This is a genomic window from Pseudomonas sp. NPDC008258, assembly GCF_042956345.1.
In the GTDB taxonomy this organism is placed as follows: Bacteria; Pseudomonadota; Gammaproteobacteria; order Pseudomonadales; family Pseudomonadaceae; genus Aquipseudomonas.
Window position 1 is genome coordinate 179,113 of record NZ_JBIBGE010000003.1, and the last position, 26,495, is coordinate 205,607.

Here is a 26,495-nt window from a genome sequence, read left to right on the forward strand (position 1 = left end):
ATGAAGGTGCAGTGCAATGCGTGCCTGGGCGTTTCAACCCAGGCTGCGCAAACGTACGGGTCGTATGATCCGTGTCTCCTGCGCCACCACCAGATCCCGGGTAGCGTGCAGGTAAGCGGCAAAGTCCGGGTCGGCATCCCGTGCCGCGCTGCGCTTTTCAAAGTCATCGAGGCTGTCATATCCCCACAAGTGCACCACCTGGTTCAGCGGCCCGATGCTGCTGGTGTAGAACGCCAGCGGCGCACCGAGGTGACGCAGCAGGATGGGCATTGCCAACTGGTCGAAGGCTTCGAGAAAGGCCGCCATGCAGCGCGGGCGGATGGTATAGATGCGGTGATCGACCACGGCCTTGTCCATCAGGCCACCTCCCGTGCATTGCCCGCAGCCGCAAGCCCCAGCTCGACACCTGCCAAGTGGCACCCGGTGATGTAGCCAAAGGTCATGATCGGCCCCAAGGTGATACCTACCCCCCGGGTAGTTGCCGCCCATGATGCTGGCGCGGTCGTTACCCACCGCATACAGCCCCTCGATGGGCTGCCCGTCGGCGGCCAGCACTTCGCCGACCACGCTGGTGCGCAACCCGTCGAACGTGCCCAGGTCGCCCATGATGACCTTCACGGCAAAATACGGTCCCTCGCCCACTGGCGCCACACACGGGTTGGGCCGTTGCTGCGGGTCGGCCAGGTAGCGATTGAAGCTGGTCGTGCCGCGGCCAAACTGGCGGTCCTCACCCTGTTCGGCCCCAAGGTTGTACTCGCGCACGGTTTGCTCCAGCCCTTGCGCATCGATCCCTGCCTTGCCTGCAAGTTCGGCCAGGGTCTTGCCCTTTAGCAAGTAGCCATTACGCAACAGCGGCCCCATCGGCATGGGCGCAGGCTTGGCGAAACCCAGGCCGTACTTGGCCAGGGTGCGGCGGTCGCACACCAGCCACATGGCTGTTTCCGCTTGCCCGGCGCAGGCCTCGATCAACGCTGCGCCCACGTCATGGTAGGAATTCGACTCGTTGGTAAAACGCCGGCCTGAACGAAGCACCCCGATCACGCCCGGTTTGTAACGGTCGAGCAAATGCGGAAAGGCCATATGGCGCCCGCTGCCCACCGGCACCTTCGACACTGGCATCCAGGCCGCAGGTGCCTGCAGGCGGATATCCACCTTGGCACCCAGCGCCTCAGCCATGCGTGCGCCATCGCCGGTATTCCCCGCAGGCACGGGTGAAAAATGCTCACCGCCACGACGCACGTGCGGGTAGGCCTGACGGACTCGTTGCAGGTCATGGGAGAAGCCGCCACAGGCCAGCACCACAGCGCGCCGGGCCTGAATGCGCAGTTCGCTGTCGGCTTGCCCTGCCAGTGCGCCCACCACCCGCCCGCCTTCGCGCAACAACTGGCGCGCAGGTGTGCCGGTCAGAATCGGGATGCCCAGGTCCAGCGCCGAACGCACCAGCCTGGCCGCCAGGGCATTGCCGCTGGTGACCTGGGTGCCACGGCGGTACAGGGCCAGCTCCTTCAGGTGGGTGAGCAGGCGCTTGGCCACGTACACGAACGAAGTCAGCGAGCGGGTAACGTTGAAGAAATGCTTGAGGTCGGCATTTGACGAGTTGAACATCATGCCGATGAAGGTGATGGTTTTCAGTGGCGGACGCAGGCGGGCCATGTCTGGCCCCAAGCCACGAATGTCGTAAGGTGCGGCCAGTATCGAGCGGCCGACATCGACACCGCCCTCTTGTTGTGGGTGATAGTCGGGGTACAGGGTGGGCACAAACTTGACAGCGGTCTCCCGCTCGAAAAAGTCCACCATTTGCGGCCCGAAGCGCAAGAACGCCTCGACCCCCTTCGCGTCAAAGCAGGCTCCCGCTTCGTTACGCAGGTAGGTTACTACAGCCTCAGGGCTGTCGTTGGCCCCATGCCTGTTGCCAGGCACCCACAACACACCGCCGGAAAACGCCGTAGTGCCGCCAAAGCAGTCATCCTTTTCGATGACGATCACATCAAGGCCGTGCTTTTTGGCAGTTATCGCCGTGGCCAGGCCACCGGCGCCAGCGCCGATCACCAGCACATCGCAGCTACGCGTGTTCATGGGCGCACCCCCTCGAAGCCTGGACGCGGGATCAGCGCCATGGGCATGCTTTCGAGCCCGCCATCCACCGTCAACTCCGCACCGTTGATGTAGTCGGCACGCCGGCTGGCCAGGAACAGCACGGCTTCAACGATGTCCTGGGGTTCGCCGATGCGCCGGTTGGCGGTCATGGCGCTGCGCTGGCGCTCGACCTGCGGGTCGGCATAGAACGCCGCCGACAAGGGCGTGCGGATCAACCCTGGGCAGACGGTGTTGCTGCGCACGCCGTTTGGCCCCCACTCAACGGCAATCTGCCGCGACAGCATGCTGACCCCGGCCTTGGCCGCACTGTAGGCACCGCTGTTGGGTTGCGGATAGTGCGCGGCAATCGAGGCCACGTGCACGATACGGCCCTGACCGCGCGCCAGCATCGAACGGCCAAAGGCCTGGGCACACAGCAGGTAGCCACTGAGGTTGACCGCCAGCACCTGGTTCCACTGCTCCAGGCTCAGGGTATCCAGCGCGCCGGGCCGCAGCACGCTGGCATTGTTGACCAGCACATCGCAGCGCCCATGCAGTGCCTGCACCTGGGCAGCGGCCTGCTCCACGCTGGCCGGGTCGGCAATGTCGCAGCCCAGGGCGCTGACCTCGCCAACACTGTGCTCGCCAAGGGTGGCAGCCAATTCACGGCACTTGTCCAGGTCACGGTCCAGCAACACCACATGGGCCTGCTGCTCGACCAGGGCGGCTGCCAGGGCCGCCCCTATACCACCGGCTGCACCGGTTACCACACATACGGTCGAGCCCAGGCCCAGCCACTGAGAGGGAATAGTGTTGTTGTACATGCTGCTCTCCAGAGTGTCGCTTCATCTGGGCCACAGCCTAGGGCCGGCAGGCACGCCGACAGAATGGACAAAACCTGCAACCAGCCCCACATTCCCGACAATTTTGCCTCTGCCACCTGAAGCCTGCGGGCGGCTGTGGCACAGTAGCCTGGTACCGAACAGAACAATTACAACAACATGAACAAGATCCCTAACTACGCCCTGTACGGCGAGACCGCACAACCGGTGTGGCACGAAGCCCTGCATGTGGAGCAGATCTCCCAGCGCTCCGGCGCCCACAACTGGGAGATTGCCGCACACCGTCACGATGGCCTGCTACAACTGCTGTACCTGCAGAGCGGCGGGGGTGAAGTGCTGTTCGACAGTGACCGGCTGCAGGTGCAGGCGCCTTGCGTGGTGTATGTACCTGCGCAGGTGGTGCATGGTTTCCATTGGGCCGGCCACGTCGAGGGCCAGGTCATCACCGCCACTCAACACCCGCTGGAAAGCATCGCCCAGGTGCTGGCACCAGGGCTGTTGCCCCAGGTGCGCAAACCCCAGGTGATCGCCCTGCCCTCATGGGCCGCCGACGAAGACCCGTTGCTGCCGCTATGCCATGCGTTGCGCGAGGAGTACCACAACCGCGCCCGCGAACATGTGGCCAGCAGCATGGCACTGCTACTGACGCTGCTGATCCAGGTGCTGCGCCATGAACCCCAGGCGGCTGAAGGTGAACAGCGCCCGCCATCCAGGCGCAGCCAACAACTGGCCGGGTTTCGTGAGCAGGTAGACATGCATTACCGCACCCATCGGCCTCTGGGCGACTACGCTGCCGAGCTGGGCATGACCTTGGCCACGCTGGGGCGGTTGTGCCAGGAACATCTGGGCATGACACCGATGCACGTGATCAATGCCCGGCTGGTACTGGAGGCCAAGCGCATGCTCGGGCATTCGAGCCTGAGCGTGAAGGAAATTGCCCATGAGCTGGGGTTTGTCGATGTGGGGTATTTCAGCCGGTTTTTTCGCAAGCAGGCAGGGGTGAGCCCTAGCGCGTTTCGCGAGGGCCAGTAACACCTGCATGCTTTGTTGTGGCCTGCACCGGCCTCTTCGCGGGCTCGCCCGCTCCCACAGGTCCTGTGCAACCCCATGCAACACGCGTAGCCTGTGGAAGCGGGCATTCAGGCCAAGGCCCGCTGCACATCGCCCACGGTGGTGGCCAGGCTGGTCAGGTGCAGGTTCAGCACCTGCTCGACAGGCGCCTGGTCCACCGGCCAGTGCAAGGCAATACTCCCGGCCAGGCGCCCTTCGGCATGCACCGGCAGCGCAATGGCGCGAATCAGGAACGGCAAGCGCACCGGGTATTCCCAGTGCCCTTCGGTTCGCTGGCCAAAGCCCTTGTGTGCATCTTCCTCGATATCACGCAGCAGCGTGTCATCGCCCAGGCGCTGATGGGCCGCCAGACGCTGCACTTCATCCCCCGCCAACTCTCCCAGGCATGCCCGGCCCATCGCCGAGTGAAACAGGCTGGCATGGTGCCCGACGATCTGGCAGGTATGCGGGTAGCGCTTGCGCAACACCTGGGGGATGGCGCTCTCCATTACCTCCAGCCGCTCGCCGTCGAAGCACGACAGGTCCACCACCAACCCGGTGCGCTCGCTCAGCTCCAGCAGCATAGGTGCAGCACTTTCCACCAGGCGCCGCTTGAAACGCATCTGCCGGTCACCGAACAGGCGTCGCGCGCACAGGCGATAACGCCGGTCGCTAAGGCCACGGTAGATCCAACCCTGCTCCTGCAAGGTGGCCAGCATGCGCGACACCGTGGCCTTGGGCAGGCCAGTCAGATAATGCAGTTCTTCCAGGCCCAGTGCCTGGTGCTCGCCGAGCAGGTCGACGATGGCCAGCGCCCGCTCCACCGAACGCACGCCGCCACTGTCTGCCGTGATGCCCATGGGTATGACCTCCTTGTAGCTGGATGGTCAGCATAACCAGCAAGAACCGCGCCTGCCCAGTGACTTCATGAAGCCAGCAGGCAAGCTGGCGGGCGCCGCTCGACCCAGCGGGTGAGCTGTTCATGGGCATACGCCAGTTGCAACACGGCGTGGTCGGCCTGGGCCGGGCCTATGATTTGCAGGCCCATGGGCAACCCGGCACTGTTGAAGCCGATGGGTATGCTGATGCTCGGCAGACCGGCCAGGGTCGGGCCGATCACCACTTCCATCCAGCGGTGGTAGGTGTCCATCGCCTGCCCCCCGACCACCGTGGGCCAGGCCTGCTTTGCATCGAAAGGGAACACCTGGGCCGACGGCAACAGCAGGTAGTCGTAACGCTCGAACAAGTCGGCCAAGGCACGGTACCAGTCGCTGCGGTCCAGCGAAGCCTGGTACAGCGCAGCGGCGCTCAGGTGCAAGCCACCTTCCACTTCCCACTGTGCCTCAGGTTTGAGCAATGCACGCCTGGACGGGTCGGCATAGGCCGCACCGAGGTTGCCGTGCACCAGGAAGTGGCGGTGGGTCAGCCAGCATTGCCACAAGCGCGCCGGGTCGTAAGCCGGCTGGCAAGCCTCCACCCGGCAACCCAGTTCGGCGAAATCGGCCAGTGCTGATTCGCACAAGCTCATCACGCCGTCATCCATCGGCAGGTAGCCGTTGTAATCGCCCAGCCAGCCAACCCGCACGCCTCGCAAGTCACGCTCAAGCCCTGCGGCAAAATCGCGGCGGCCCTCGCTCAGCGACAGCGGTACACGCGCATCAACACCCGCCTGGGTCGACAACAGCCGCGCCACATCCACCACGCTACGCCCCATCGGCCCTTCGGTGGCCAACTGCTGCACGTACAGCTCGGGCGCAGGCCCATGAGGCACGCGGCCCTGCGACGGGCGCAGGCCGAACACATTGTTGAACGCCGCCGGGTTGCGCAGCGAGCCCATCATGTCGCTGCCGTCAGCCACCGGCAACAGGCGCATGGCCAGCGCGGCCGCCGCGCCGCCACTGCTGCCACCGGCCACGCGTCGTGGGTCATAGGCATTGGTAGTGGTGCCGAACAGGGTGTTGTAGGTTTGCGAGCCAAGGCCGAACTCGGGCACGTTGCTTTTGCCAACAATCAGCGCCCCGCTCGCCCGCACCCGCGCCACGCTGATCGCGTCATGCTCGGGCACCTGTTCGGCGAACAGCGGCGAACCCAGGGTGGTGCGCAGCCCGGCAGTGGCCGCCAGGTCCTTGATCGCCTGCGGCATGCCGTGCATCCAGCCGCGCGAGTGACCACGGGCCAGTTCACGGTCACGCTCATCAGCTTCGGCCAGCAGCGCCTCAGCCGGGCGCAATGACACCAGCGCGTTAACGTGCGGGTTGTAGCGCTCGATATGCGCCAGGTAGGCCTGCATCACTTCCCGGCACGATACCTGCCGGGCATGGATGGCCTGGGACAATGCCTCGGCATCGAGGGCAACGATGGGGTCGATGGCTAGGGGCATCACGGTTTTACTCCAAGGTTGAAAGCGGCAGGCTTGCCCGCTCGGGGGGCCTCTTTCAGGCAATAGGTGCCGAGCAGTGTCAGCAAGCAGGCGAACAGCACGTAGAACGACGGTGCCACAGGGGTGCCGAGTACCTTGCTCAGCCAGGTAACGATCAACGGGGCAAAGCCGCCGAACACCATCACCGCCACGTTATAGGCCACAGACACACCGGTAGAGCGCACCTCGACCGGGAACTGCTCGGCCAGGGCAGTAGGCGCCGGGCCGAAGAAGCCACCAATGGCCGTGCACAGCAGCAGTTGCATCACCAGCAGGCGTTCCAGCGAAGGCGCGGCAGCCACCCACATGTACAGTGGATAGACCATCACGAAAAACGCCAGAGTGAAGGCCATCAGCACCGGCCGACGCCCCACCCGGTCAGACAATGCGCCGGCCAACGGAATGACCACCGTCATCAGCCCGACGGCGAACATCTGTATCAGCAGCACCTGATCCAGCGGCAGACCGAGATTCTTGTGAGCGAAGGTCGGCATGTTCACCAGCACCACATAGAACGACACCGTCGCACCACAGGCCAGCCCCATCGACACCAGCACGCTGCGCCGATGCTCACGCAGCACCTGCCACAGGCTGGGCGACTGGCCCTTGGCCTGCCGGCGCGCCTCGACGAACTCCTCGGGCTCTTCCATGTGCTTGCGGATCCACAGCCCCACCGGGCCGATCAGCAGGCCGAGCACGAACGGGATGCGCCAACCCCAGCTGTCCAGCGCCTCAGGCGAACACAGGTGTGTAACGAGGGCCACCATCGCCGCTCCGGAAAACACCGCCAGGCACTGCCCCACCAGTTGCCACGAACCATACAGCCCCTTGCGGTGCGCGGGTGCGCTTTCCACCAGAAATGCCGTGGCACTGGCGTACTCGCCACCGGTGGCAAAGCCCTGCAGCATGCGCGCCACCACGATCAGCATCGGCGCGGCCATGCCAATGGCCAGGTAGTCGGGAGCAAAAGCGATCATGGCGATGGACACGGTCATCAGGCGGATGATCATCTGCATCGCCGCCTTGCGGCCTTTGCGGTCGGAATACATGCCCAGCAACACACCGCCCACCGGGCGCATGAAAAAGCCGACGCCAAAGGTGGCCAAGGCCATCAGCAGCGAGGCGTACTCGTCGTCGGACGGGAAGAACTGTCGGGCGATGATGCTGGCCAGAAAGCCGTACACGATAAAGTCATACCACTCCAGGGCGTTGCCAATGACGGCAGCCACAACCTGCCGGGTACGCGACACGCCGGTGCTCGAACTCTGCATAGAAACACTCCACACGATGATTGGGTGATCGCCCAGGCGCGGTTGCGCCCGGGTTCCAGCGGCAGTGGTAAAAACGCAAGGTCAGGCGGGCGCGAGCCAGCGCTCTGTCAGCGCGCCCCAATAAGCGGCGCCTGTCAGCAGGATGTCGTCGTTGAAGTCGTAGGCCGGGTTGTGCACCATCGGCCGCCCCACGCCGTTGCCGATGAACAGGTAGGCGCCCGGGCAGCGTTGCAGCATCCAGGCAAAGTCTTCGCTGCCCATCAGCTTGCGGGTGTTGCCATCCACCGCTTCGGCACCCAGCAACTCCACCCCTACCTGGGTTGCAAAGGCGTTCTCCGCTGCATGGTTGACCAACACGGGGTAGGCCGGGCGGTGCTCGATGGTGGCACGGCAGCCAAAGCTTTCGGCCTGGCTGACGATGATCGCCCGCACCCGCTCCAGGGTCTGCGCCCGCACCTCGGCATCGAGCGCACGCAGGCTCAGGCGCAGCAGCGCCTGTTGCGGAATCACGTTGGCTGCTTCGCCAGCCTGCAAGGCGCCTACCGTAACCACGGCAGCCTCCTGCGCATCGATGTTGCGCGCCACCACGGTTTGAAGCGCCATCACCACACTGGCCGCCGCCACCAGCGGGTCCACGGTCAGATGGGGCATCGAGCCATGCCCGCCAACCCCGTCGAGGGTGACGGTGAGCAAGTCCTGCGAAGCCATCATCGGCCCTTCGCGAAAGCCCAGGTGCCCGGCCGGCAGCCCCGGCATGTTGTGCATACCGAACAGTGCATCGCAGGGGAAACGCTCCAGCAGCCCATCGGCCAGCATCGCCTCGGCGCCACCCTGGCCCTCTTCGGCCGGTTGGAAAACCAGCGTAAGCGTGCCGTCGAACTGCCGGGTTGCCGCCAGGTAGCGGGCAGCGCCCAGCAGCATGGTGGTGTGGCCGTCATGGCCGCAGGCGTGCATGCAACCCTGGTGCTGGCTGCTGTAGGCGGCGCCAGTCGCTTCGTGGATGGGCAGCGCGTCCATGTCTGCGCGCAAACCCAGGCGACGTGGACTACTGCCATTGCGCAGCACGCCGACCACGCCGGTCTTGCCGATGCCGGTGTGCACCTCATAGCCCCACTCCTCCAACAGCCGGGCGACCAATGCAGAGGTGCGGCTTTCTTCAAAGCCCAGTTCGGGGTGGGCATGGATATCATGACGGATAGCGTGCAGGTCGCTGGCTACTTCGTTCAGCCAGGCCCGTATGTGCTGATGTCGGGACATGCAGAGTCTCCTCGCGCGGGTGGTTTCCCGTTCTTGTTGTTCGCCTTGAGGTCACGACGGGTAAGGCAGGTCGTGCTTGGTGACAGGTAACCGCGAGCAGGCTGGAAGCACAATCTAATGTGGTTTCACCGTGTGGAACCGAAAGTACCCATGCACGTTGGCTACGGGGTCACACTGCCGGCAGCTATACGCACCAGCAATACTTGCTCTGCTATGGGCTCAAGGATGGCCGACTCCCTGCCACGTATACGGTTCCAGCCGGTAGCCTCTTTCACTGACTCCAGTGCCAGTTTTCTCAATGGGAGCCTGTTGAGCCTGGCTTCCTGAAACGTCAATTTCATGTCGCTGAACAACTGTCTCAGTTTGCCCACCCCGGCGACTGCCGCGCCTCCCATTGCCACCACGTTGAGTGCTTCACTTGCCAAAGAAGCTGACGGAAACGCATATGCCATTGCCACACCAGGCACTTTGCTCAGGGTCGCGGCAAAACCACCATTGAAGATCATTGAATTGTTGGTTCGGCTTGCAGCATCGAACTCGCCAGGCACTGGCAACCCCTTGGCCTTGGCAACCGATCGTTTGACGATTGTTCTGGAGGCCTTGTTCAATGAAGACAGCATGCCCACCGTCCCCCACACAAGCCCCGCCCCCTGGCTCACAATACGCGTAGGCGAATGCCCATCCCGGTCCACGTTGTTCACGGGGTCGCCCTTGCAATAGGCGTAGGCATTGATACCGCCACGCGCAAAAGGGCTGAGCGTGTCCGGGCTGTGAAATCGCATCAGTACCGTACCGTAGGCACGCTTGCCATTGCCAAGCAGATAACAGTGACGCAGTGACACGTCTGGCTCGGCGGCGAAGCCTAGCAGGTATCCCTTTTGCGCAAGCTGATAGCCATAGGGCATGTAGGGGCGACGCGGCAAATGACCAGAAGCCAGGGCTGTCAATTGCCGATTCGGGGCCATGAGTTGTGAACTTCGCATGCTTTGATTTCCGTGATTGCTAACTCCCCGGCCAAACTAACGCGCTCGGTGCTCGGCGCTAACTCTCAGATCTGTCTGGCACACGCAATATCCCGGCAAGCCTTGTGTTTTTACTGTTAACGTGGCGCGCTGTTCAACTGCAAAGGACCGCGCCATGCCCCCACGCCAAACGCCCCCGACCGGTTTCGTCCGCGTGCGCGGCGCCCGCGAGCACAACCTGAAGAACATCGATGTCGATATCCCTCGCGATGCACTGGTGGTGTTCACAGGCGTGTCTGGCTCAGGCAAGTCTTCGCTGGCCTTTTCAACGCTGTACGCCGAGGCTCAGCGCCGCTATTTCGAATCGGTGGCGCCCTATGCCCGACGCCTGATCGACCAGGTTGGCGTGCCGGACGTGGATGCCATCGAAGGCTTGCCGCCTGCGGTGGCCTTGCAACAACAACGTGGTACCCCAAGTGCGCGCTCCTCAGTGGGCAGCGTGACCACGTTGTCCAGTTCCATTCGCATGCTCTATTCCCGTGCCGGCCACTACCCGGCTGGCCAGGCGATGCTTCATGCCGAAGACTTCTCGCCAAATACACCGCAAGGCGCCTGCCCGCAATGCCATGGCATGGGCCGGGTTTACGAAGTGACCGAAGCCACCATGGTCCCCGACCCATCGCTGACGATTCGTGAACGTGCAGTTGCGTCATGGCCGATGGCCTGGCAGGGCCAGAACCAGCGAGACATCCTGGTGACGCTGGGCTATGACGTTGATATCCCCTGGCGTGATTTGCCTCAGGCACAACGCGACTGGATTCTGTTCACCGAAGAAACCCCAACCGCCCCTGTGTATGCCGGCCTGACCCCGGCCCAGACCCGCGCCGCCCTTAAGCGCAAGCAGGAGCCCAGTTACCAGGGCACGTTCATGGGCGCGCGCCGCTATGTGCTGCACACCTTCATGCATTCGCAAAGTGCACAGATGCGCAAGCGCGTGTCCCGGTTCATGCGCCCCAGCCCCTGCCCGATGTGCCAGGGCAAACGCCTTAAGCGCGAGGCACTGGGGGTAACCTTTGCCGGGCTGGATATCGCTGAACTGTCGCACCTGCCGCTGCAGGCATTGGCCGAGGTATTGCGCAACGTAGCGGCAGCGGACTACCTGGAGCAACAGCAGGAAGGGCTGACCCTGGAAAAACGCCTGGCCGCCCAGCGCATCGCCAACGAGCTGCTGGAACGCATCGACACCCTGCTTGACCTGGGCCTGGGCTACCTGGCGCTAGAGCGCAGCACACCGACCCTGTCCTCCGGTGAGCTGCAACGCTTGCGCCTGGCCACCCAGCTGAATTCGCAGCTTTTCGGTGTGATCTACGTGCTCGACGAGCCCTCGGCCGGCTTGCACCCCGCCGACAGCGAGGCCTTGTTCGAAGCCCTGCAACGGTTGAAGCGCGCCGGCAACTCGGTCTATGTGGTTGAGCATGACCTGGACACCATGCGTCGCGCCGACTGGCTGGTGGATGTGGGGCCTGCTGCCGGTGAGTACGGCGGCACCATTCTGTACAGCGGGCCACCTGCAGGCCTGGCGGGGGTCGAGCATTCGTCCACCCGCGCCTACCTGTTCGCTGCAACGGCCCAGGCCACGCGTGCACCACGCCAGGCCCTGGACTGGCTGAAGCTGGAAGGCATCACCCGCAACAACCTCGTTAACCTCAGCGCAGAATTCCCGCTGGGCTGCTTCACTGCCGTGACCGGTATTTCCGGTTCGGGCAAGTCCAGCCTGGTGAGCCAGGCGCTGCTTGAGCTGGTAGGTGCGCACCTGGGCCATGCCGAGCAACCCAGCGAGCCCGAAGAGCAGAGCCTGGAGGATGAGCCTGAACAGGCCGGCAGCGGGCAGGTCAGCGCTGGCCTGGGCACCATAAAACGCCTGGTGCAGGTCGACCAGAAGCCGATCGGCCGCACGCCCCGCTCCAACCTGGCCACCTACACCGGCCTGTTCGACACTGTGCGCAAGCTGTTTGCCGCTACCGAGCAGGCCAAGGCGCAAGGCTTCGATGCCGGGCGCTTTTCGTTCAACGTGGCCAAGGGCCGTTGCGCCAACTGCGAGGGTGAAGGCTTTGTCAGCGTCGAATTGCTGTTCATGCCCAGCGTCTATGCGCCCTGCCCGACCTGCCATGGTGCGCGCTACAACCCGCAAACCCTGGCAGTGACCTGGCAGGGCATGAACATTGCGCAAGTACTGCAATTGACTGTCGACCATGCTCTGCAAGTGTTCGCCGAGCTGCCGGCGGCACGTCGCTGCCTGCAAGTGCTGCAGGATATCGGCCTGGGCTACCTGCGCCTGGGCCAGCCTGCCACCGAGCTGTCCGGCGGCGAGGCCCAGCGCATCAAGCTGGCCACCGAATTGCAACGCATGGCCCGCGGGGTGACGCTGTATGTGCTGGATGAACCTACCAACGGCCTGCACCCACAAGACATCGACCGCCTGCTGGTGCAGCTTAACCGCCTGGTCGATGCCGGGCACAGCGTGGTGGTGGTCGAACATGACATGCGGGTGGTGGCGCAAAGTGACTGGGTGATCGATATTGGCCCGGGGGCCGGGGATGCCGGGGGCAAGGTGGTGGTCAGCGGCCCTCCCCGGGAGGTGGCTGGCTGCGCGCAAAGCCGCACCGCAGCGTTTTTGGCCAAGGCCTTGTAAAGCCGTCAATGGGCCGCGTGGCGGCCCATTGATCTCAGCGCCCACGCACCTCGTTTACAAGGTGTGCAGGCCGCTCTCCCGCCAACGCGGCCAGCAGGTTGTCCACGGCGCAACGCGCCATGGCATGGCGGGTTTCCTCAGTGGCAGAACCGATATGCGGCGTTGCCACTACGTTATCGAGTTGCAGCAGTGGCGAGGTCTGCGATAACGGCTCTTGCACGAACACATCCAGGCCGGCCGCACGGATGCGCCGGGTGCGCAGCGCTTCGATCAGTGCGGGTTCATCTACCACGCGCCCACGGGAAATGTTCACAAGGATCGCCTCAGGCTTCATCAATGCCAGTTCCCGGGCGCCGATCAAGCCTTCGGTTGCGGCATTCAACGGCACGGTCAGGCAAACAAAGTCCGCCTGTTGCAGCAGGCCAGCCAGGCTACACTGGCGTGCGCCATAGCGTGCCTCCACGTCAGGCTTGGTACGCTGGCTGTGATACAGCACGCGCATGCCAAACCCGGCGGCGGCACGCCGGGCCAGCGCCTCGCCGATGCGGCCCATGCCGATTATCCCCAGCGTCTTGCCATGCACATCGCTGCCAAAATGCGCCGGGCCGAGGTTGGCCTGCCAGTGGCCGTCGCGTACCCAGTTTGCCAACTCCACTACACGCCTGGCGGTGGCCAGTATCAGGGCAAAACCGGTGTCGGCGGTGGTCTCGGTGAGCACGTCGGGCGTGTTGGTCAGCATCACGCCACGCCGTGTGAGTTCAGGGATGTCGTAGTTGTCCACCCCTACCGACACGCTGGCCACCACTTCCAGCGTTGGCGCCAGATCGAGCAGGCTGGCGTCCAGGCGCAGGCTGGCCCCCAGCAGCCCGTGTGCACCTGGCAAGGCATCGCGCAGGCGGGCAAGCCCATCGGCCTGGGCAGTGTCCACCCACGTCACCTCGACTTGCTCGCGCAAGCGTGCCATCAGGTCATCGGACAAGCGTTTGTACAAGACGATTCGTTTCTTCATTGCAGGGTTCCTAAGGGTTCATCGCAAAACGCGAGCCGCCGCGCTTGGCCTGGCCAGTCGTCTGGGAAGTATTGAGTGCGGCGGTAAGCACCACCGCTGTCAGCAGCGCACCGCACATGAACAGGTAAGAGGCACCCGGCCCGCCCGTGGCGCCGTTGAGGTAGCCCACCAGCCATGAACCACCAAACGAGCCCAGCGCACCCATGCTGTTGATCAGTGCCATGGCGCCGCCCGCGACATTGGCCGGCAGGATCTCTGGCACGATGGCGAAAAACGGGCCATAGGGGGCGTACATGCAAGCGCCGGCCACCACCAGCAGCGCGTAGGACAGCCAGAAATGATCGCTGCCCAGCGCATACGAGCCATAAAACGCCACGGCGGCGATCAGCAGCGGCGGCCAGACGAAACGCTTGCGCTTTTGCAGGCGGTCGGACGCCCAGGACACGCTCACCATGGCCAGCACTGCGGCCAGGTAAGGCACCGAAGCCAGCCAGCCGGCCTGCACGATATCGACGTTGGCCGCCTGCTTGAGGATCGAAGGCAGCCAGAGCACGAAGCCATACACGCCGATGCTCCAGCAGAAGTACTGCAGCGCCAGGATGATTACCTGCGGCGAGCGGAACGCCTCCCGGTAATTCTTCACCGGTTTGATACCCTGCTGTTCGGCAGCCAGCGCCTGCTGAAGGGCTTGCTTTTCCTGTTCGCTCAGCCAGCTGACCTGGGCCGGGCGGTCATCCACCAGGCGCCACCAGAAGAACGCCCAGATCACGGCGGGCAGGCCTTCAATGATGAACATCCAGCGCCAGTCGTAATGCTTGATGAGGTAGCCCGAAACCACCGACATCCACAGGATGGTCACCGGGTTGCCCAGCATCAGGAAGGTATTGGCGCGCGAGCGCTCGGCACGGGTGAACCAGTGGCACAGGTACACCAGCATCGCCGGCATGACTGCGGCCTCGACCACCCCCAGCAGGAAGCGGATACCGATCAGCATGTAGACGTTGCTGACCATGCCCGTCAGCGTGGCCAGGCCACCCCAGAGGATCAGGCAAACGAAGATCAGCTTCTTCACACTGCGCTTTTCGGCGTAAATGGCGCCAGGCACCTGGAAGAAGAAATACCCGAGGAAGAACAGCGCCCCCAGCAGCGAAGACAGCACGGGCGTGATGTGCAGGTCTTCGGCCATGCCGGACGCTGCGGCGAAACCGTAATTGGCGCGGTCCAGGTACGCCAGGCTATAGGTAAAGAACACAATCGGGATGATGTACCACCAGCGGCGCGGTGCCAGGCTTTGGCTTTGCATGGTTTGACTCTCCTGAGCTTGTTGTTTTTGTGGCAACAGGTGTTTCGGGGGTGGGTTCACGCACTCGTGCGCAGGTCAGTGGCCTCCAGTTCATGGCGCAGCGGCAGCCCTTCCATGTCACCACGCGACTGCACGGCGCGGCTGCCGCACCAGTTGCCGCGTGCTACCGCTTCGGCCACGGCACGGCCCTCCAGTAGCGCGCTTAGTACACCCACGGCAAACGCATCACCGGCACCGACAGTGTCCACCACACGGCTGACCGGTACCGGCGCCACCTGCCCTTCGCCTTTGGAGCTACGGAAATAGGCACCCGCGTCTCCCAGTTTGATCACCACCAACTCAACGCCCTGGTCGAGGTAGAAGCCAGCGATGTCCGCGGGTGAACGCTGACCGGTCAGCAACCGGCCCTCCTCCAGGCCCGGCAAAACCCAGTCAGCCTTGGCCGCCAGGGCATTGATTTCGCGCACCATGCTGGCTTGGTCTGGCCACAGGGACGGGCGCAGGTTTGGGTCGAAGGAAATGCTGTGCCCGGCGGCGCGCATGGCGTCTACCAGGGCATGCGACAATGCGCGACACCCCTGCGACAGCGCCAGCGGGATGCCGGTGGCGTGCAGGTGGCGGGCTTGCAGCCAGTCTGCGCGGATGTGCGCGGGCGACAGCTGGCTGGCCGCCGAACCACGGCGAAAGTACTCCACCACCGGGTCGCTACCATCATCGCTGCGGGATTTGAGCTGAAAACCCGTAGGGTAATTGCCATCGACTTCGACGCCGGAGCAGTCCAGGCCTTCGCGGCGCAAGCTTTCGAGCACGAAGCGGCCCAACGAGTCGTTACCCACCCGGCTCAACCAGCGGACCTTGAAGCCCAACCGGGCGAGGCCAATGGCTACGTTGCTGTCCGCGCCGGCGATGCGTTTGCCGAACTGGCTGACAGTGGCCAGGCCCCCGGCCTGCTCGGCGACAAACATGGCCATTGTCTCGCCAAAACACAGCACATCATGCTCATGCATGGCTCACCCCCTCTCCTGCGCCCAGTGCAGACAGGCTGCGCACCTGGGTGCGGGTCAGCGCCAGCAGGTCGTCACCTGCCAAGGGGTACTCGACGGCGCGCACCACGCCGGGGGCGAACCCGGTCATCATCGCCGACCACGCCTGGAGGTCTGCCGCTTGTGGGGGTACGGCGACCAGGCGACCATCAACCCGCCGCTGCACAGCCTTGCAGTGCACATACCGCACCCAGCGGCCAAGCTGTCTTGCGGCTTGCCGAGCAGACTCGCCCTGCCACTGCCAGTTACCGATGTCGAAGGTCATGCCCACGCGTAACCCGAGTACCTCGGCACGCTGAAAGAAACCCAGCATTGGCTGGAGCCTGCCACCTTGAGCGGTCTGGTCATTCTCCACCAACAGCAGCGGGCCATCGGCGGGCAGTAGCGCCGCCAACGCCGTTACATCGCAGCGCTTGCCGTAGTGCCCCAGGGAAACCTTCAGCGCGACCGCGCCAAGCGCCCTGGCGATTTCCAGCTTGTGCAGCAGCAACGGGTCGGGAGTACCTTGCTCGGTCCACAACTCAAGGGGCGTGGAATACAGGCATTCCAGGCCTAGCGCAGCAATGACCGCCCCCAGCGCAGCGGCGTCTGGAGCGCTGGCGAACAATTCTTCGCGCAACTCCACGCGGCTGACGCCAGCGGCTGACAGCAGGCCCAGGAATTGCTCCTGGCCACGTTGCCGCACAAAGTCGGCGCCGTAACTTGAAAGGCTGATGGAAACGGGGTTCGGGTGCATTGTTCTTGTCCTTATGAAACCGGTTTCATTTTTAGAAAACAGCAGGCATGCAGCTACCTGCCACTGATTAACGTGGGTGGGTTGAACCTCGGATGATCAGGTCGGCCTTGAAGTCGATGCGTCGCGCGGCCCCGCTATCACCGCGCAAGCGACCGAGCAGGCTTTCGAAAGCCGCCACACCGATACGTTCGGTGGGCTGGGCCAGCGCAGTAATGCCATTGCCGACCAAGGGGTACCAGTCGAGGTCGTCCAGGGCAATCAGCCCGACGTCCGCGAACATGTTGCGCCCCGCCTGGTGCAGTGCCTTGGTCACCGCCAGGGTGGCGACGCCGTTGAAGGTAAAGATCGCCTGCGGGCCATGGCCATTGGCGCAGAGGAAAGAAGCCAGTTCGCCGTGTAGCCGGGCGTTTGTTTCCAGCACTTGCTGGCGCATACCGACGCGACGGCTGACCGACGCGCCAAACGCCTGCACCCGCTCAAGGCGCGAACTGGTGCCGTCGAGGGGTTCGGTGACTGCCAGGATATCGCGGTAGCCCTGGGCCTGCAGGTGGTCCAGGGCCTGCTCGACCGCGTCGGTATTGTCCAGCCCAACCAGATCCACATTCAGTTCGGGCAACTGGCGGTCGACCAATACCATGGGGACAGTGCGTTGCAGGTTGAGCAGTTCTCCGGGGTGGTGACCGAGCGTGTTCACGATCAAGCCTTCAACGTTGTACGACTGCAGGGCTACCAGGTGCTGGCGCTCCTGCTCGTCGTCACGGTCGGTGTTGCACACCACCAGGCTGTAGCCATGCTGACGGCAAGCGGTTTCCACGCCATGCATCACGGCCACCGAATAGGGGTTGAGGATATCCGCGACCAGCATGCCGATCAGCCGCGTCTGGCCACGTTTGAGCCCGCGTGCCATCTGGTTGGGGCGATAGCCGAGGCGTTCGATCACCTCTTCCAGGCGCTTGGCGGTGGCATCAGCCAGCAACTGACGGTCGCCACCGATGTAACGGGAGACGGTGGCCTTGGAAACGCCAGCGACACGCGCTACTTCGCTGATGGTGACCCGTTCGCGGGCATGGGCAGGCGCGTCGGTCATGGGCAGTCCTTATGATTATTGTGATAGCGATGAAACCGGTTTCAATACAGCAAAACAAAGTCCGTTCGTCAACCTGCTGTTGGTCATGGCACGTCCAATAACTGGATTATCAACATTAGATATCTCTTTCATCTTGTTGATATACATGATTTTTTAAACGCACAAAAAATGTGAGGCCCCGTTTGCCCGCAAACGCAGGCCCAAGGCATTTTTCACATTCAGGTCACTCTCTGCTCACATCCCGCTGCCTACAGTGCCGGCGCTCGCCAACAGAACGAGCTGACAGGAGTGGTAGCATGCTGCAAGGCGTCATCGTCAAATCCCCGAACCTCAGGGCTAGCCAGGCCTTGCGCCTGCCTTCGCGCAGCGTGCTGATCGCAGTGTTGTGCGTGTTGCTGGCACTGGCCGTGACGGCGTCCTGGGCCCACACCCGCGCGGCGCTTCCCGATCTTGGCAATCCGCAACAACTCCAGCGCAGCGGGCTTCATGCCCAGTGGTCGAAAGGTTCGGTCATTGTCGTGCTGCGTCATGCCGAACGCTGCGACCGCTCCCGCGGTGCCTGCCTGGGCGACCCCACCGGTATCACCGTTGCGGGCAGCCGTACGGCCTCCGATGTAGGCGTCGGCCTGCAACACCTGGGCCTGGGCGCAGCCGATGTATGGGCCAGCCCGGAGGTGCGCACCCGGCAAACGGCACAAGCCATGTTCGGTAACACCATCGCCACGCAAGACTGGCTTGCCCAGTGCGACGGCCAGTTTGCAAAGAACGCTTTTGCCCACAAGCGAAGCGGGCATAACCTGGTGCTGGTCAGCCACAGCGGCTGCATGGAGCAGTTGGAACAGGCGCTTGAAGTACCTGACAGTGCCCGTTCCAACAGCTATGCCAGCGCCCTGTTCATCACTCAGGGTAGCGATGGTAAAGCGAAGCTCCTGGGCCAGATGGATGCCAGCCAATGGCGCAAACTTGTTGATGCGAAGGAACTCTGAACATGCCCGGCCGCGCCACCTTCTACCGTAACAACCTGCTGCTGCCATTATTGCTGGCGGCCATCGTATTCGTGGCATTCGACCTCACAGAACTCGACCGGTGGATCAGCAACCTGCTGCTTGACCCTGCTACCGGCCAGTTCCCGCTACTGCACAATCAATGGTTCGAAAAAGTCACCCACAAGTGGCCACGGATACTGCCGGACTGGACCGGTGAGCTGGCGGTCATCGGCAGCTTGCTGTCCTTCATCTGGCCACGCCTGGCAAACCGCCCGCAACTGGGCGTTACCCGGCTACTGGAAAAAGCCCGCATCGCGCCGGTGCTCCGCTTTACCACCCGGCACCGCCGCGATCTGCTGTTCGTCGTAGTGGCGTTCGCGCTGAGCACCACCGTCATTCATTACCTGAAAAGCCATACCAGTGTGTACTGCCCGGTAGAAACCACGCTGTACGGTGGCCATCAAGCCCGGGTGGAATGGTTCGAAAACTTCTCCTGGTGGAGCAAGGCCGGCGATGGCCGTTGCTGGCCAGGTGGCCATGCTTCCAGCGGCTTCACCTTGCTGGCCCTGTATTTCGTAGCACTGCGCCACCGCTGGGTGCATGCCCGCAAACTGCTGGTGGCCATTCTGCTGGTTGGGTTCGTGTACGGTACTACCCGGGTATTGCAGGGCTGGCACTATATGTCTCACACGTTCTGGGCCGGTATCTTCGTGTGGCTGAGCGCTTGGGTAACCGCAATGTTCTTCTATGGCCGTAGTGCTCTGCAGGCACCGGCAAACAGCCCTGCCCCGGCTGGTGCGGCTGTTCCACAGCTGTTGTAGTTTCGGCCACAAAAAGGTTGCGTTTCACCCTGGCCTGCGGCGATGCTTTCAGCACCGTTGACGTGACGATCAGGGAAGACCTTTACCAGCATGGAATCGCTTCATAGCATCAAGTCAGACCTGGTCAGGACAGCTGACCACCTGGACCAACTCAGTCAGGCCATGAGCGGGCACGCCAGGTTCATGGAAGCCCGTGGCACCTCGCAGAGCGAAATCGATGTCACGGCGCATATCAAGTCCATTGATGTAGTGGCCGATGAACTACGCTCTGTCGCCGCCAGGATCGACGATATTGACGGTGCTCGCAAATGAACGACCCGAGCGGTTTGGCCATCCGAATGCTTTTATGCCTTGACCCGGCTCAGCGCCCCCAAACATGGGGTTCAGGGCCTGGCGCCCCGGTAAAGCCTGAGGGCCGCAACATCCAGGGCCAACACGCTGGCAACAAAGAAAAACATGACGTACAGGTCTTCAGGAAGCATTGCCGTATCCCCCAAATGCAACGGTTTTCAATGGATCAGCAATTTCTGTTCCATTGTTTACCTCAAGGGACTGGGCAACGAATCAACTGAACTTGAGCTTTGCCACTTTGCTCAGCGCCCACCCACTGAACACATAAAACGCATCCAGATAGAACAGGCCTTCGTAATTGGTCAAAGGCGCGTTGTTCAGCAGCACCTCAGGTGCCGGAGCAGGCGGAAACAGGGCATAAAAGCCGTTGGGCAGCACCGCCAGAACAAGCAACAACAGGTAGGTGAGCACCTGCAGCAGGGTGGCACGACGAGGGTATTTGCCGGCCCATTTCAGGCCGTAGAAAGCAACCAGGCCGGCAACTGGCAACACCCAGAAATGCGTCGGGATCCCGATGAACATTTCAGCAACAACGCTTCTTGCTTCCACCCGCTTTACTCCATCCAAATGCCCGGATTATTACGGGCGGGGCTGGCAAAAGCAAAAAGAAGCGTAGCTTACGCCACCTCCGGCGATACCAGCCACTTCTTGAACTTCGCCGGTGAACCGGCGTAAAGCGCGTTCGGTGGGACATCCTGGGTCACCACGCTGTTTGCGGCGACTACGCTGTTGTGGCCGATACTGATACCTGGCAAACCGGCACCAATCGAGTTTTGCGACCGGCACCCGCACAAAAAGCCCGCTCTCGCTGGCGGGCTTTTTGTGCAATAGGGTTTATTGGATCACGCTTTGGAACACATCAAGGCGGCATCCAGCAACCTGCCATGGTCGTACCAGGCATCGCGTTGATAAGCCGTGAACTGGTGGCGGGTTCCCGTGCTGCGCAGTTCGACCAGGCCATCTGCCTTGCTGGGGTCGGTACTTTCGATGAACAATCTGACCGTGTTGTTGCCGTCGACCTCGTAGGCTTTCACATTGCCTGGAAGTTCGCCCTTTACGCACCCCAGGTAGGCGGGTGGACTTTTCTCGGTGGAGCCAGAGGTATAATCATGGCCGTCTCGCACGTCACGGTTTTGTGCACAACCGGCCATAAGCAATGTGGCTAATGCGGGAAAAAGTAAAGCACCTGCTAGCGATCTTGAGCTCTTCACGCGACACGCTCCTGCTGCCCCCATCGCAAATCTGGGAAAGTGTTGCCAAGCCCTTTTTTAGTTTTCGTTCGCCCATGTTACTGCTCAAGCACGGGCAGGCCATATGTTTGTTTGCTATATGGGTTAGGGAGAACTTGTGGTGCCCTGAACGTTATCTACACCATCAGTAGCGGCGGTACTCCTGACCATGATGGTCGCCGTCATAGTAATGACGGTGATGCCTGCCATCGTGCCAATACGGCCAGCATCCACTGAGCAACAGTAACCCTGACACCACGACGACCCATGCAGTCTTGCGTTTCATGTGCTTACCTCCGGCCAGGTGAAACCAGGCCTTGCATACGTTGGACTGCACAAGGGCTGGATGTTCAGCCGGCGGGTAGCCGCTGGTCTTCTTCACTGCAAGATTTCATGTTGCGGCCGTCATGCGCTGATGGCAAACAGCCCCAACTTCGCGTATTGCCGAGCCCACTATCGGGGTCAGGCGATAGCCTTCAGAAACACCAAGGTCGCTGCCAGGTCCAGGACCAGCACGGCAACCACAACGAAAACCATGTAATAGCGGTCATCCTGAGTCATTTTGGCGCTCTCCGCGTGCTCAATGTCTCAGGGTTACAGCAATAACTGTTCCAGCACCCTGGCGTTTCCGGGTGCTTTCACTTTTTTCATGTTTCGCTCAATGGCTTGCGCAATTCGGCCTCCAGCTTTCGGCAGACGTCTTCGATGACGTGCTTACCCAGCGCCGGGCCAGAATAGCTGTCCGCCTCCTCGTGGCATCCTTCAACTGCCTCCCGGACCTGAGCATCTTCATTGCTTTGCGACGTGTTGCAGAGATAGAGGCCGAACGCCACCCACAACACCACGGCAATAAAGAATCCAGCAACGACCCTGCTGCCAAAGCCCTTTTTGGCCTTCCGCTTCGGCGGCTCTGGCTGGCTGGTTCGTTTGCCATTCGCCACGGACATGAAGCTACCCACGATGAAAACGCTGGCAGGCCCAATCAGCCAACCTACGCTCGTGCCGGGGCTGACTACCGGCACGATAATGCTGGCTGCGTACAAAGTAACGCCTGCCCAGAAACGCCTCCGTGGCGTCATCCACTCCCGAACAGCTTCCAGCCTTTTGCCCATTACCACGTTCCCTGTCTGGTAAACGGCGGAGCATATCATCCTCGTTAAAGGATAACGCCTGCCCATTTATGCCCAAACCGAGCAAAGATGAGCCCACCTCGGGCTGAAGGGAGTTGGAGAAGCTGCCGCTCCAAATTGGTATCGCTTGCCTCAGACCTGCAGCTCATCGCCTTTACGCCCTGAAGTCAAAAGCCTCTGGCGATTGCGTCGTCACGTAGTGCGCCAAGTAGTTGTCCAGCACAGTCTCCGGATCATCGAGCAAACGATAACCAGCCAAGTCACCGTTCTTGACGTGATAGACTTTTCCGTCGCACGTGCCTTCGTCAAGAAACAGGGCATCGCCCGCATCAGTCAACAGCCAGCAATACAGGTAGTGCACGGAACTCGCCTGGATGCTTTTGACGAAATCCCTGACCAACACCTTTTTCACCCCGCGCAGTACTCGATAACGCTCGATTGTCAGGCGTCCGCTGTAGGAAAACGGGGTGTTGGTCCAATCCATGGAGCAATAGGAACGTTCGGTCAACATAAAAGACCAGAAATAGCGATACAGCTCCTTCCAGCGCGGGGGCAGCATCGCACAGTTGCGCTCGAATATAGGCCCTTCGGTTTCAAGCGTTTCGGGCACTAGGTGGAAAAACAGATTGAGCGCCCGCGCTTCAGCCGCCAGCGATGCTATCCAGGTACCCTTAAAACGCTCGAACAAGACTACCGGCAAAGCCTACTCACGCTCGATCGCCGTAACGGTACGAGGAAAGGCTGCTGCAAAGCCAGGAAACATTTCACCCACTGATCCGCCCAGTCCATCGATCACCACGCTGTTCAGGCGCGGCCTATGTGCGTCACCAAGATCAGCTGCGCTCGTGTAAACCAAATCGTACCTATCCTTGTCGAGCATCATCTAAGCCTATTTGAGTTCCATCTTCAGAAAGCCTGTATCGGCCGGACAACGCTTTTCTCTAGCAGGACTTACTCCCTCTAATGATTGCGGACTCAAGGATTTTCACACACTGAAACCGAAAGGTTTTTCAAACAGCTTTAGACTCTCTGGCGTTCTGCCGACGATGATCCGTCCTGGCCTCCACGTACACCCACCTCCCACAGTCTGCTATCGACCCATTGCAGCCGGTGAGCCGAACGTAACCGTCCGGTAAAGACACCTGCCAAACCAGGCAGAAATTGCGTACTGCTAGCAGCAACGCAAAATGGGGTACCCCATCGACGCGGAAGCTTTATCCAGCTACGAAGCAACGATCTGTCATCGTTCGCTACCGTTTGATAGGCTCCTTTGACCCCAATGCAAAGATTCGAGTCAAATGCTGGAAGAGCTACGTAGAATCGACCTCAATCTGCTACTGACCCTCCATGCCTTGTTGCTGGAGCGACATGTGACTCGTGCGTCGGTTCGGCTGCACAAGAGCCAGCCAGCCGTCAGTCATGCGCTGGCCCAGCTCCGGGCGCACTTCGACGACCAGCTGCTGATTCGTCGCGATGGCCAGTTGGTACTGACCGCTAGAGCGCAAAGCTTGTTGGGCCCGCTTGAGCAGGCCCTGAGGCACCTCAACGATCTCTTAGGAGCTTCAGAATTCGATCCAGGTAAATCGCAAGCGAGGTTCCGGCTGTCACTGTCGGACTATGCTACGCGACGTGTACTTCCAAGCTTGGTACGTCATGTCCGAAGCGTAGCGCCGGGAGTGGATCTGGCCGTCAGCCAGGCGAGCCGTGAGACCATGATGGCGCAGCTGGCTGATGGTGAACTCGATGTAGCCCTCGGTATCTTTCCGGAGTATCCCGAAGGCATCCAGGTGCAAGAGTTGTTTCCAGAGCGCTTTGTGAGTCTCGCCGATAAAAGTGCGCTCCCAGAATGCGGACATCTCACATTCGAGGAATGGCTAAACCGTCCTCATGTGATGCTAGCCCTGCGTCCTGACGCTAATGACGAGATCGAAAGAGTTCTTGCCAACCTGGGTGTCCGGCGAAGAATCGCCGTTGCGCTTCCTCACTGGAGCGCTGCAATCGAACTGATAGCAGGTACAGATCTCATTTTGACGGTAGCGAGTTGGGCTGTGAGCGGGCTCGACAGATATCCGACCCTACGAACATTCGAGGCCCCTCTGGATCTCCCAGTCCTGTCATATCAGCAAGCCTGGCACGTGCGTAAAGAGGCAGATCCCGCGAATCAATGGCTTCGAAAAGCGATCCTGGATTGCAGTCAGAGCACCTGACTATGGCTCATGCTGTTCCTGGCTGTGCCGGGCCTTTAAGCTCAATTTGATTCCCGTCCGGATCGAAGCAGTAGATCGAGGGGCCGACACCTTGTGCTCCATAGCGAGTCATCGCGTTATCGGCAGCGATGCCGTGCCACTCCAAGTGAGTAAGGATCGCATCCTCATCAAAGGGCTCGACGCGAAGACAAAAATGATCGACGTTGCGACGCTCCTTGCCTGGCGCACCGCCGCCCATCGCGCCTAGCGGGCCATGGACATCTACCAGATCAATCATCGAACTCCCTGCCGCGAGATGGATCATCTCGTATTCTTCATTTCGTTTCTTGATCGAGCATCCCAATACCTCAATGTAGAACTCAAGACTTCGCTCCATGTCTTCAACGCGCAGAACAACGTGGTCGATGTGTTGAACTTTGAAAATAGACACTGGGTTGCTCCTCAGGCAGAAAGCGCCCCCGTACCTTCGGTGCGAGGGCGGGTACAACGTGATTAGTTGATCTTGTCGAACAGGGTGGGCATGTCGCCGGAGAAATCCACCCAGGGATTGGTGTTCAACAGTTGCGCGTTGGGAGCTGTTGGCTCGTCGTAGTGGATGTCGAACTCCTCGGGGCCATGAGCATACGCCACGACTAGCCCTTGCTTGGCATCCATGTAACCAGCGTGGATGCCCATGCCTGGATAACTCAAGCGGATCGCTGTTTCCTCACTCGCCGGGCCTACTGTGAGCCGTACTACGACACTGTCCGGGAGCGCGAACATCCAGGTGAACGGCCCACCCGAAACGACCGTCATCACCTCATCGATACCTACGCCGTTTTGAGCCATGTTCACGTGGAAGCGACCGAAAGTTTCCAGCACTGTGGCGCGGTAATCGTCAGGGATGGCCAACATGTCGTAAACCTTTGGGTAAGGAGCGACATTGGGTTGGCGGGTGCTGAGCAGGCCGCCCCGTGGCGTTTCAGGTACTCGGCCAGCCAGTTCAATCTGTTCCAGAAGCTCTGCGCGGTTCAGGCTGAAGAGCTTGATCAGTTCTTCTTGCTCGGCTTCGGTTACAGTCCGCGACTGTGATGCCTTCAAGATTGGCTTGGCAGCGTCAGGGATATCGACAGTGCTGGCACGAACACCTACGGTTCGGAGCACAGCATTTACGTCTTCCAGGCCTACGGCGTTTGGACGGCCATCGCTGAATTGCAGTTTTACGATGTTCATAGCGCTTCTCCAGTTTTAAGGAAATAGGGTGCTGAACCATTGTTCGAACGCACCGTGCGGTGGGCGAATCGGCGAACCGGATCGACCTGAATAAAAAAGGCTGGCCCCATTGGAGCGACGACCAGCCGAAAGGGAGGATCTGTTTATTTGAGGGCTGCGGTTACGGGGTGCGATGCTGTGTTGGTCAGCACCGACGCAGGCGCTCTGTTTGAGCCGACCTGAACCACAATCAGGCCAAACAGAACGATGAGTATCCCGACCAGCCGAATGACGTTGACGGGCTTCACTGCTAGGCCCAACAGACCGAAGTGGTCGATGAGCATGGCGGCAATCACCTGGCCCACCATGACGAATAAGATGTAGTTCGAAGCACCCAGCTTAGGTGGCAGGAAGGTGGCCATCGCGACATACACCGCGCCGCTGAATCCGCCAATCCACAGCCACCAAGGGCCTCGTAATGCTTCCGCGATACTCGGCTGAGGTATCCGGAGTACAGCGATGGTCGCTATCAGTACCGCTGAGCTGACGATCAGCGAAGTAAGCGCCGCCCAGAGTGGATGACCTAACTCGCGGCCCAGTGCGCCGTTGCTTGAGGCTTGGAGCGGAATCAGTGCTCCGGCGAGTAATGCCAAGCCCATCGGAGCCAATGCGAGTATCGAAATCTTCCCAAACATAACCGCACCTCTCGTGTCTCGGTTTGGATGAGATCGATGTTGATTTATATGGCCTATGAATGGAAATCGATAGTTCGCACGTCACACATTCGCTTAGTGAATGATTTCTGGAGTTATCCGTCCTTGGTCAAGCAAACC

The 26,495-nt window shown here is 61.4% G+C and carries 26 protein-coding genes and 1 pseudogene; 6 read left to right on the forward strand and 21 right to left on the reverse strand.

Annotation, left to right across the window (positions count from 1 at the left end):
• Window positions 1-33 precede the first annotated feature (33 nt).
• The 3 genes and pseudogenes from ACFY9W_RS03685 to ACFY9W_RS03695 form a co-directional block, all read right to left on the reverse strand.
• Window positions 34-357: an NIPSNAP family protein gene (locus tag ACFY9W_RS03685; RefSeq protein WP_391125905.1), complete on the reverse strand. Its 324-nt coding sequence runs from the start codon at window positions 355-357 to the stop codon at window positions 34-36.
• A pseudogene (locus tag ACFY9W_RS03690) lies at window positions 357-2,076 on the reverse strand (FAD-dependent oxidoreductase). The gene ACFY9W_RS03685 and the pseudogene ACFY9W_RS03690 overlap by 1 nt, the downstream one beginning before the upstream one ends.
• The gene (locus ACFY9W_RS03695; protein ID WP_391125908.1) at window positions 2,073-2,900 is read right to left on the reverse strand and encodes an SDR family oxidoreductase; all 828 of its coding nucleotides are present in this window, start codon (window positions 2,898-2,900) and stop codon (window positions 2,073-2,075) included. Before ACFY9W_RS03695 ends, ACFY9W_RS03690 begins: the two are co-directional and overlap by 4 nt.
• Window positions 2,901-3,077: 177 nt before the next feature.
• Between ACFY9W_RS03695 and ACFY9W_RS03700 the strand changes: the two genes are divergently transcribed.
• Window positions 3,078-3,950 carry a helix-turn-helix domain-containing protein gene (locus ACFY9W_RS03700; RefSeq protein ID WP_391125911.1) on the forward strand — a complete coding sequence of 291 codons (873 nt, stop codon included), beginning with the start codon at window positions 3,078-3,080 and terminating at the stop codon, window positions 3,948-3,950.
• 107 nt (window positions 3,951-4,057) lie between these two features.
• Here the strand turns inward: ACFY9W_RS03700 and ACFY9W_RS03705 are convergent, their stop codons facing one another.
• The 5 genes from ACFY9W_RS03705 to ACFY9W_RS03725 all read right to left on the reverse strand — a co-directional run bounded on the left by ACFY9W_RS03705 (window position 4,058) and on the right by ACFY9W_RS03725 (window position 9,898).
• Window positions 4,058-4,828 carry a helix-turn-helix domain-containing protein gene (locus ACFY9W_RS03705; RefSeq protein ID WP_391125914.1) on the reverse strand — a complete coding sequence of 257 codons (771 nt, stop codon included), beginning with the start codon at window positions 4,826-4,828 and terminating at the stop codon, window positions 4,058-4,060.
• Between the two features lie 65 nt (window positions 4,829-4,893).
• Window positions 4,894-6,348 carry an amidase gene (locus tag ACFY9W_RS03710; RefSeq protein ID WP_391125916.1) on the reverse strand — a complete coding sequence of 485 codons (1,455 nt, stop codon included), beginning with the start codon at window positions 6,346-6,348 and terminating at the stop codon, window positions 4,894-4,896.
• Window positions 6,348-7,658, reverse strand: coding sequence for an MFS transporter (locus ACFY9W_RS03715; protein WP_391125919.1), 1,311 nt, complete (start codon window positions 7,656-7,658; stop codon window positions 6,348-6,350). The genes ACFY9W_RS03710 and ACFY9W_RS03715 overlap by 1 nt, the downstream gene beginning before the upstream one ends.
• Window positions 7,659-7,739: 81 nt before the next feature.
• Entirely contained in the window at window positions 7,740-8,915 is a 1,176-nt protein-coding gene (locus ACFY9W_RS03720) for an amidohydrolase (RefSeq protein WP_391125922.1), read from the reverse strand.
• Window positions 8,916-9,076: 161 nt separating this feature from the next.
• A complete protein-coding gene (locus tag ACFY9W_RS03725) occupies window positions 9,077-9,898 on the reverse strand; it encodes an RHS repeat-associated core domain-containing protein (protein WP_391125925.1) in 822 nt (273 codons plus the stop codon).
• A gap of 154 nt (window positions 9,899-10,052) precedes the next feature.
• Here ACFY9W_RS03725 and ACFY9W_RS03730 point away from each other — a divergent pair, with 154 nt between their 5' ends.
• Window positions 10,053-12,569 (forward strand): excinuclease ABC subunit A, encoded by a 2,517-nt coding sequence (locus ACFY9W_RS03730; protein WP_391125928.1) that lies wholly within the window; start codon window positions 10,053-10,055, stop codon window positions 12,567-12,569.
• Window positions 12,570-12,603: 34 nt separating this feature from the next.
• Here ACFY9W_RS03730 and ACFY9W_RS03735 read toward each other — a convergent pair whose 3' ends face one another.
• From ACFY9W_RS03735 to ACFY9W_RS03755, 5 genes are all read right to left on the reverse strand, one after another.
• Complete coding sequence (locus ACFY9W_RS03735; RefSeq protein WP_391125930.1) at window positions 12,604-13,578, reverse strand: NAD(P)-dependent oxidoreductase; 975 nt, start codon at window positions 13,576-13,578, stop codon at window positions 12,604-12,606.
• Window positions 13,579-13,588: 10 nt separating this feature from the next.
• A complete protein-coding gene (locus tag ACFY9W_RS03740) occupies window positions 13,589-14,881 on the reverse strand; it encodes an MFS transporter (RefSeq protein WP_391125933.1) in 1,293 nt (430 codons plus the stop codon).
• 56 nt (window positions 14,882-14,937) lie between these two features.
• On the reverse strand, window positions 14,938-15,888 hold the full coding sequence (locus tag ACFY9W_RS03745) for a PfkB family carbohydrate kinase (protein ID WP_391125936.1): 951 nt from the start codon (window positions 15,886-15,888) through the stop codon (window positions 14,938-14,940).
• A complete protein-coding gene (locus ACFY9W_RS03750) occupies window positions 15,881-16,660 on the reverse strand; it encodes an AP endonuclease (protein ID WP_391125939.1) in 780 nt (259 codons plus the stop codon). Before ACFY9W_RS03750 ends, ACFY9W_RS03745 begins: the two co-directional genes overlap by 8 nt.
• A gap of 67 nt (window positions 16,661-16,727) precedes the next feature.
• Complete coding sequence (locus ACFY9W_RS03755; RefSeq protein ID WP_391125942.1) at window positions 16,728-17,747, reverse strand: substrate-binding domain-containing protein; 1,020 nt, start codon at window positions 17,745-17,747, stop codon at window positions 16,728-16,730.
• 296 nt (window positions 17,748-18,043) lie between these two features.
• Between ACFY9W_RS03755 and ACFY9W_RS03760 the strand changes: the two genes are divergently transcribed.
• The 3 genes from ACFY9W_RS03760 (at window position 18,044) to ACFY9W_RS03770 (ending at window position 19,866) form a co-directional block, all read left to right on the forward strand.
• Window positions 18,044-18,733 (forward strand): histidine phosphatase family protein, encoded by a 690-nt coding sequence (locus tag ACFY9W_RS03760; RefSeq protein ID WP_391125945.1) that lies wholly within the window; start codon window positions 18,044-18,046, stop codon window positions 18,731-18,733.
• 2 nt (window positions 18,734-18,735) lie between these two features.
• Window positions 18,736-19,554, forward strand: a complete 819-nt coding sequence (locus ACFY9W_RS03765; protein ID WP_391125948.1) for a phosphatase PAP2 family protein — start codon at window positions 18,736-18,738, stop codon at window positions 19,552-19,554.
• A 90-nt stretch (window positions 19,555-19,644) separates the two neighbouring features.
• Window positions 19,645-19,866 carry a hypothetical protein gene (locus tag ACFY9W_RS03770; RefSeq protein WP_391125951.1) on the forward strand — a complete coding sequence of 74 codons (222 nt, stop codon included), beginning with the start codon at window positions 19,645-19,647 and terminating at the stop codon, window positions 19,864-19,866.
• A gap of 252 nt (window positions 19,867-20,118) precedes the next feature.
• Here ACFY9W_RS03770 and ACFY9W_RS03775 read toward each other — a convergent pair whose 3' ends face one another.
• The 5 genes from ACFY9W_RS03775 to ACFY9W_RS03795 form a co-directional block, all read right to left on the reverse strand.
• Window positions 20,119-20,427 (reverse strand): hypothetical protein, encoded by a 309-nt coding sequence (locus tag ACFY9W_RS03775; RefSeq protein WP_391126141.1) that lies wholly within the window; start codon window positions 20,425-20,427, stop codon window positions 20,119-20,121.
• Between the two features lie 320 nt (window positions 20,428-20,747).
• Entirely contained in the window at window positions 20,748-21,116 is a 369-nt protein-coding gene (locus tag ACFY9W_RS03780; protein ID WP_391125954.1) for a hypothetical protein, read from the reverse strand.
• Between the two features lie 163 nt (window positions 21,117-21,279).
• Window positions 21,280-21,420 carry a hypothetical protein gene (locus ACFY9W_RS03785; protein ID WP_391125957.1) on the reverse strand — a complete coding sequence of 47 codons (141 nt, stop codon included), beginning with the start codon at window positions 21,418-21,420 and terminating at the stop codon, window positions 21,280-21,282.
• A 361-nt stretch (window positions 21,421-21,781) separates the two neighbouring features.
• A complete protein-coding gene (locus tag ACFY9W_RS03790; RefSeq protein WP_391125960.1) occupies window positions 21,782-22,246 on the reverse strand; it encodes a hypothetical protein in 465 nt (154 codons plus the stop codon).
• A gap of 172 nt (window positions 22,247-22,418) precedes the next feature.
• Window positions 22,419-22,964 (reverse strand): hypothetical protein, encoded by a 546-nt coding sequence (locus ACFY9W_RS03795; protein ID WP_391125963.1) that lies wholly within the window; start codon window positions 22,962-22,964, stop codon window positions 22,419-22,421.
• A 601-nt stretch (window positions 22,965-23,565) separates the two neighbouring features.
• Between ACFY9W_RS03795 and ACFY9W_RS03800 the strand changes: the two genes are divergently transcribed.
• Window positions 23,566-24,471, forward strand: a complete 906-nt coding sequence (locus ACFY9W_RS03800; protein WP_391126144.1) for a LysR substrate-binding domain-containing protein — start codon at window positions 23,566-23,568, stop codon at window positions 24,469-24,471.
• 7 nt (window positions 24,472-24,478) lie between these two features.
• On the opposite strand, the gene ACFY9W_RS03805 is transcribed toward ACFY9W_RS03800, so the two are convergent.
• From ACFY9W_RS03805 to ACFY9W_RS03815, 3 genes are all read right to left on the reverse strand, one after another.
• Window positions 24,479-24,901 (reverse strand): VOC family protein, encoded by a 423-nt coding sequence (locus ACFY9W_RS03805; RefSeq protein WP_391125966.1) that lies wholly within the window; start codon window positions 24,899-24,901, stop codon window positions 24,479-24,481.
• Between the two features lie 62 nt (window positions 24,902-24,963).
• Window positions 24,964-25,683, reverse strand: coding sequence for a hypothetical protein (locus tag ACFY9W_RS03810; RefSeq protein ID WP_391125969.1), 720 nt, complete (start codon window positions 25,681-25,683; stop codon window positions 24,964-24,966).
• Window positions 25,684-25,826: 143 nt separating this feature from the next.
• Window positions 25,827-26,357 carry a DMT family transporter gene (locus ACFY9W_RS03815; protein WP_391125972.1) on the reverse strand — a complete coding sequence of 177 codons (531 nt, stop codon included), beginning with the start codon at window positions 26,355-26,357 and terminating at the stop codon, window positions 25,827-25,829.
• Window positions 26,358-26,495: the final 138 nt, after the last annotated feature.

Coding starts and splice junctions, on each gene's coding strand:
- ACFY9W_RS03685 (WP_391125905.1), bottom strand. CDS start 357: ATGGACAAGGCCGTGGTCGATCACCGCATCTATACCATCCGCCCGCGC.
- ACFY9W_RS03695 (WP_391125908.1), bottom strand. CDS start 2,900: ATGTACAACAACACTATTCCCTCTCAGTGGCTGGGCCTGGGCTCGACC.
- ACFY9W_RS03700 (WP_391125911.1), top strand. CDS start 3,078: ATGAACAAGATCCCTAACTACGCCCTGTACGGCGAGACCGCACAACCG.
- ACFY9W_RS03705 (WP_391125914.1), bottom strand. CDS start 4,828: ATGGGCATCACGGCAGACAGTGGCGGCGTGCGTTCGGTGGAGCGGGCG.
- ACFY9W_RS03710 (WP_391125916.1), bottom strand. CDS start 6,348: ATGCCCCTAGCCATCGACCCCATCGTTGCCCTCGATGCCGAGGCATTG.
- ACFY9W_RS03715 (WP_391125919.1), bottom strand. CDS start 7,658: ATGCAGAGTTCGAGCACCGGCGTGTCGCGTACCCGGCAGGTTGTGGCT.
- ACFY9W_RS03720 (WP_391125922.1), bottom strand. CDS start 8,915: ATGTCCCGACATCAGCACATACGGGCCTGGCTGAACGAAGTAGCCAGC.
- ACFY9W_RS03725 (WP_391125925.1), bottom strand. CDS start 9,898: ATGCGAAGTTCACAACTCATGGCCCCGAATCGGCAATTGACAGCCCTG.
- ACFY9W_RS03730 (WP_391125928.1), top strand. CDS start 10,053: ATGCCCCCACGCCAAACGCCCCCGACCGGTTTCGTCCGCGTGCGCGGC.
- ACFY9W_RS03735 (WP_391125930.1), bottom strand. CDS start 13,578: ATGAAGAAACGAATCGTCTTGTACAAACGCTTGTCCGATGACCTGATG.
- ACFY9W_RS03740 (WP_391125933.1), bottom strand. CDS start 14,881: ATGCAAAGCCAAAGCCTGGCACCGCGCCGCTGGTGGTACATCATCCCG.
- ACFY9W_RS03745 (WP_391125936.1), bottom strand. CDS start 15,888: ATGCATGAGCATGATGTGCTGTGTTTTGGCGAGACAATGGCCATGTTT.
- ACFY9W_RS03750 (WP_391125939.1), bottom strand. CDS start 16,660: ATGCACCCGAACCCCGTTTCCATCAGCCTTTCAAGTTACGGCGCCGAC.
- ACFY9W_RS03755 (WP_391125942.1), bottom strand. CDS start 17,747: ATGACCGACGCGCCTGCCCATGCCCGCGAACGGGTCACCATCAGCGAA.
- ACFY9W_RS03760 (WP_391125945.1), top strand. CDS start 18,044: ATGCTGCAAGGCGTCATCGTCAAATCCCCGAACCTCAGGGCTAGCCAG.
- ACFY9W_RS03765 (WP_391125948.1), top strand. CDS start 18,736: ATGCCCGGCCGCGCCACCTTCTACCGTAACAACCTGCTGCTGCCATTA.
- ACFY9W_RS03770 (WP_391125951.1), top strand. CDS start 19,645: ATGGAATCGCTTCATAGCATCAAGTCAGACCTGGTCAGGACAGCTGAC.
- ACFY9W_RS03775 (WP_391126141.1), bottom strand. CDS start 20,427: ATGTTCATCGGGATCCCGACGCATTTCTGGGTGTTGCCAGTTGCCGGC.
- ACFY9W_RS03785 (WP_391125957.1), bottom strand. CDS start 21,420: ATGAAACGCAAGACTGCATGGGTCGTCGTGGTGTCAGGGTTACTGTTG.
- ACFY9W_RS03790 (WP_391125960.1), bottom strand. CDS start 22,246: ATGGGCAAAAGGCTGGAAGCTGTTCGGGAGTGGATGACGCCACGGAGG.
- ACFY9W_RS03810 (WP_391125969.1), bottom strand. CDS start 25,683: ATGAACATCGTAAAACTGCAATTCAGCGATGGCCGTCCAAACGCCGTA.
- ACFY9W_RS03815 (WP_391125972.1), bottom strand. CDS start 26,357: ATGTTTGGGAAGATTTCGATACTCGCATTGGCTCCGATGGGCTTGGCA.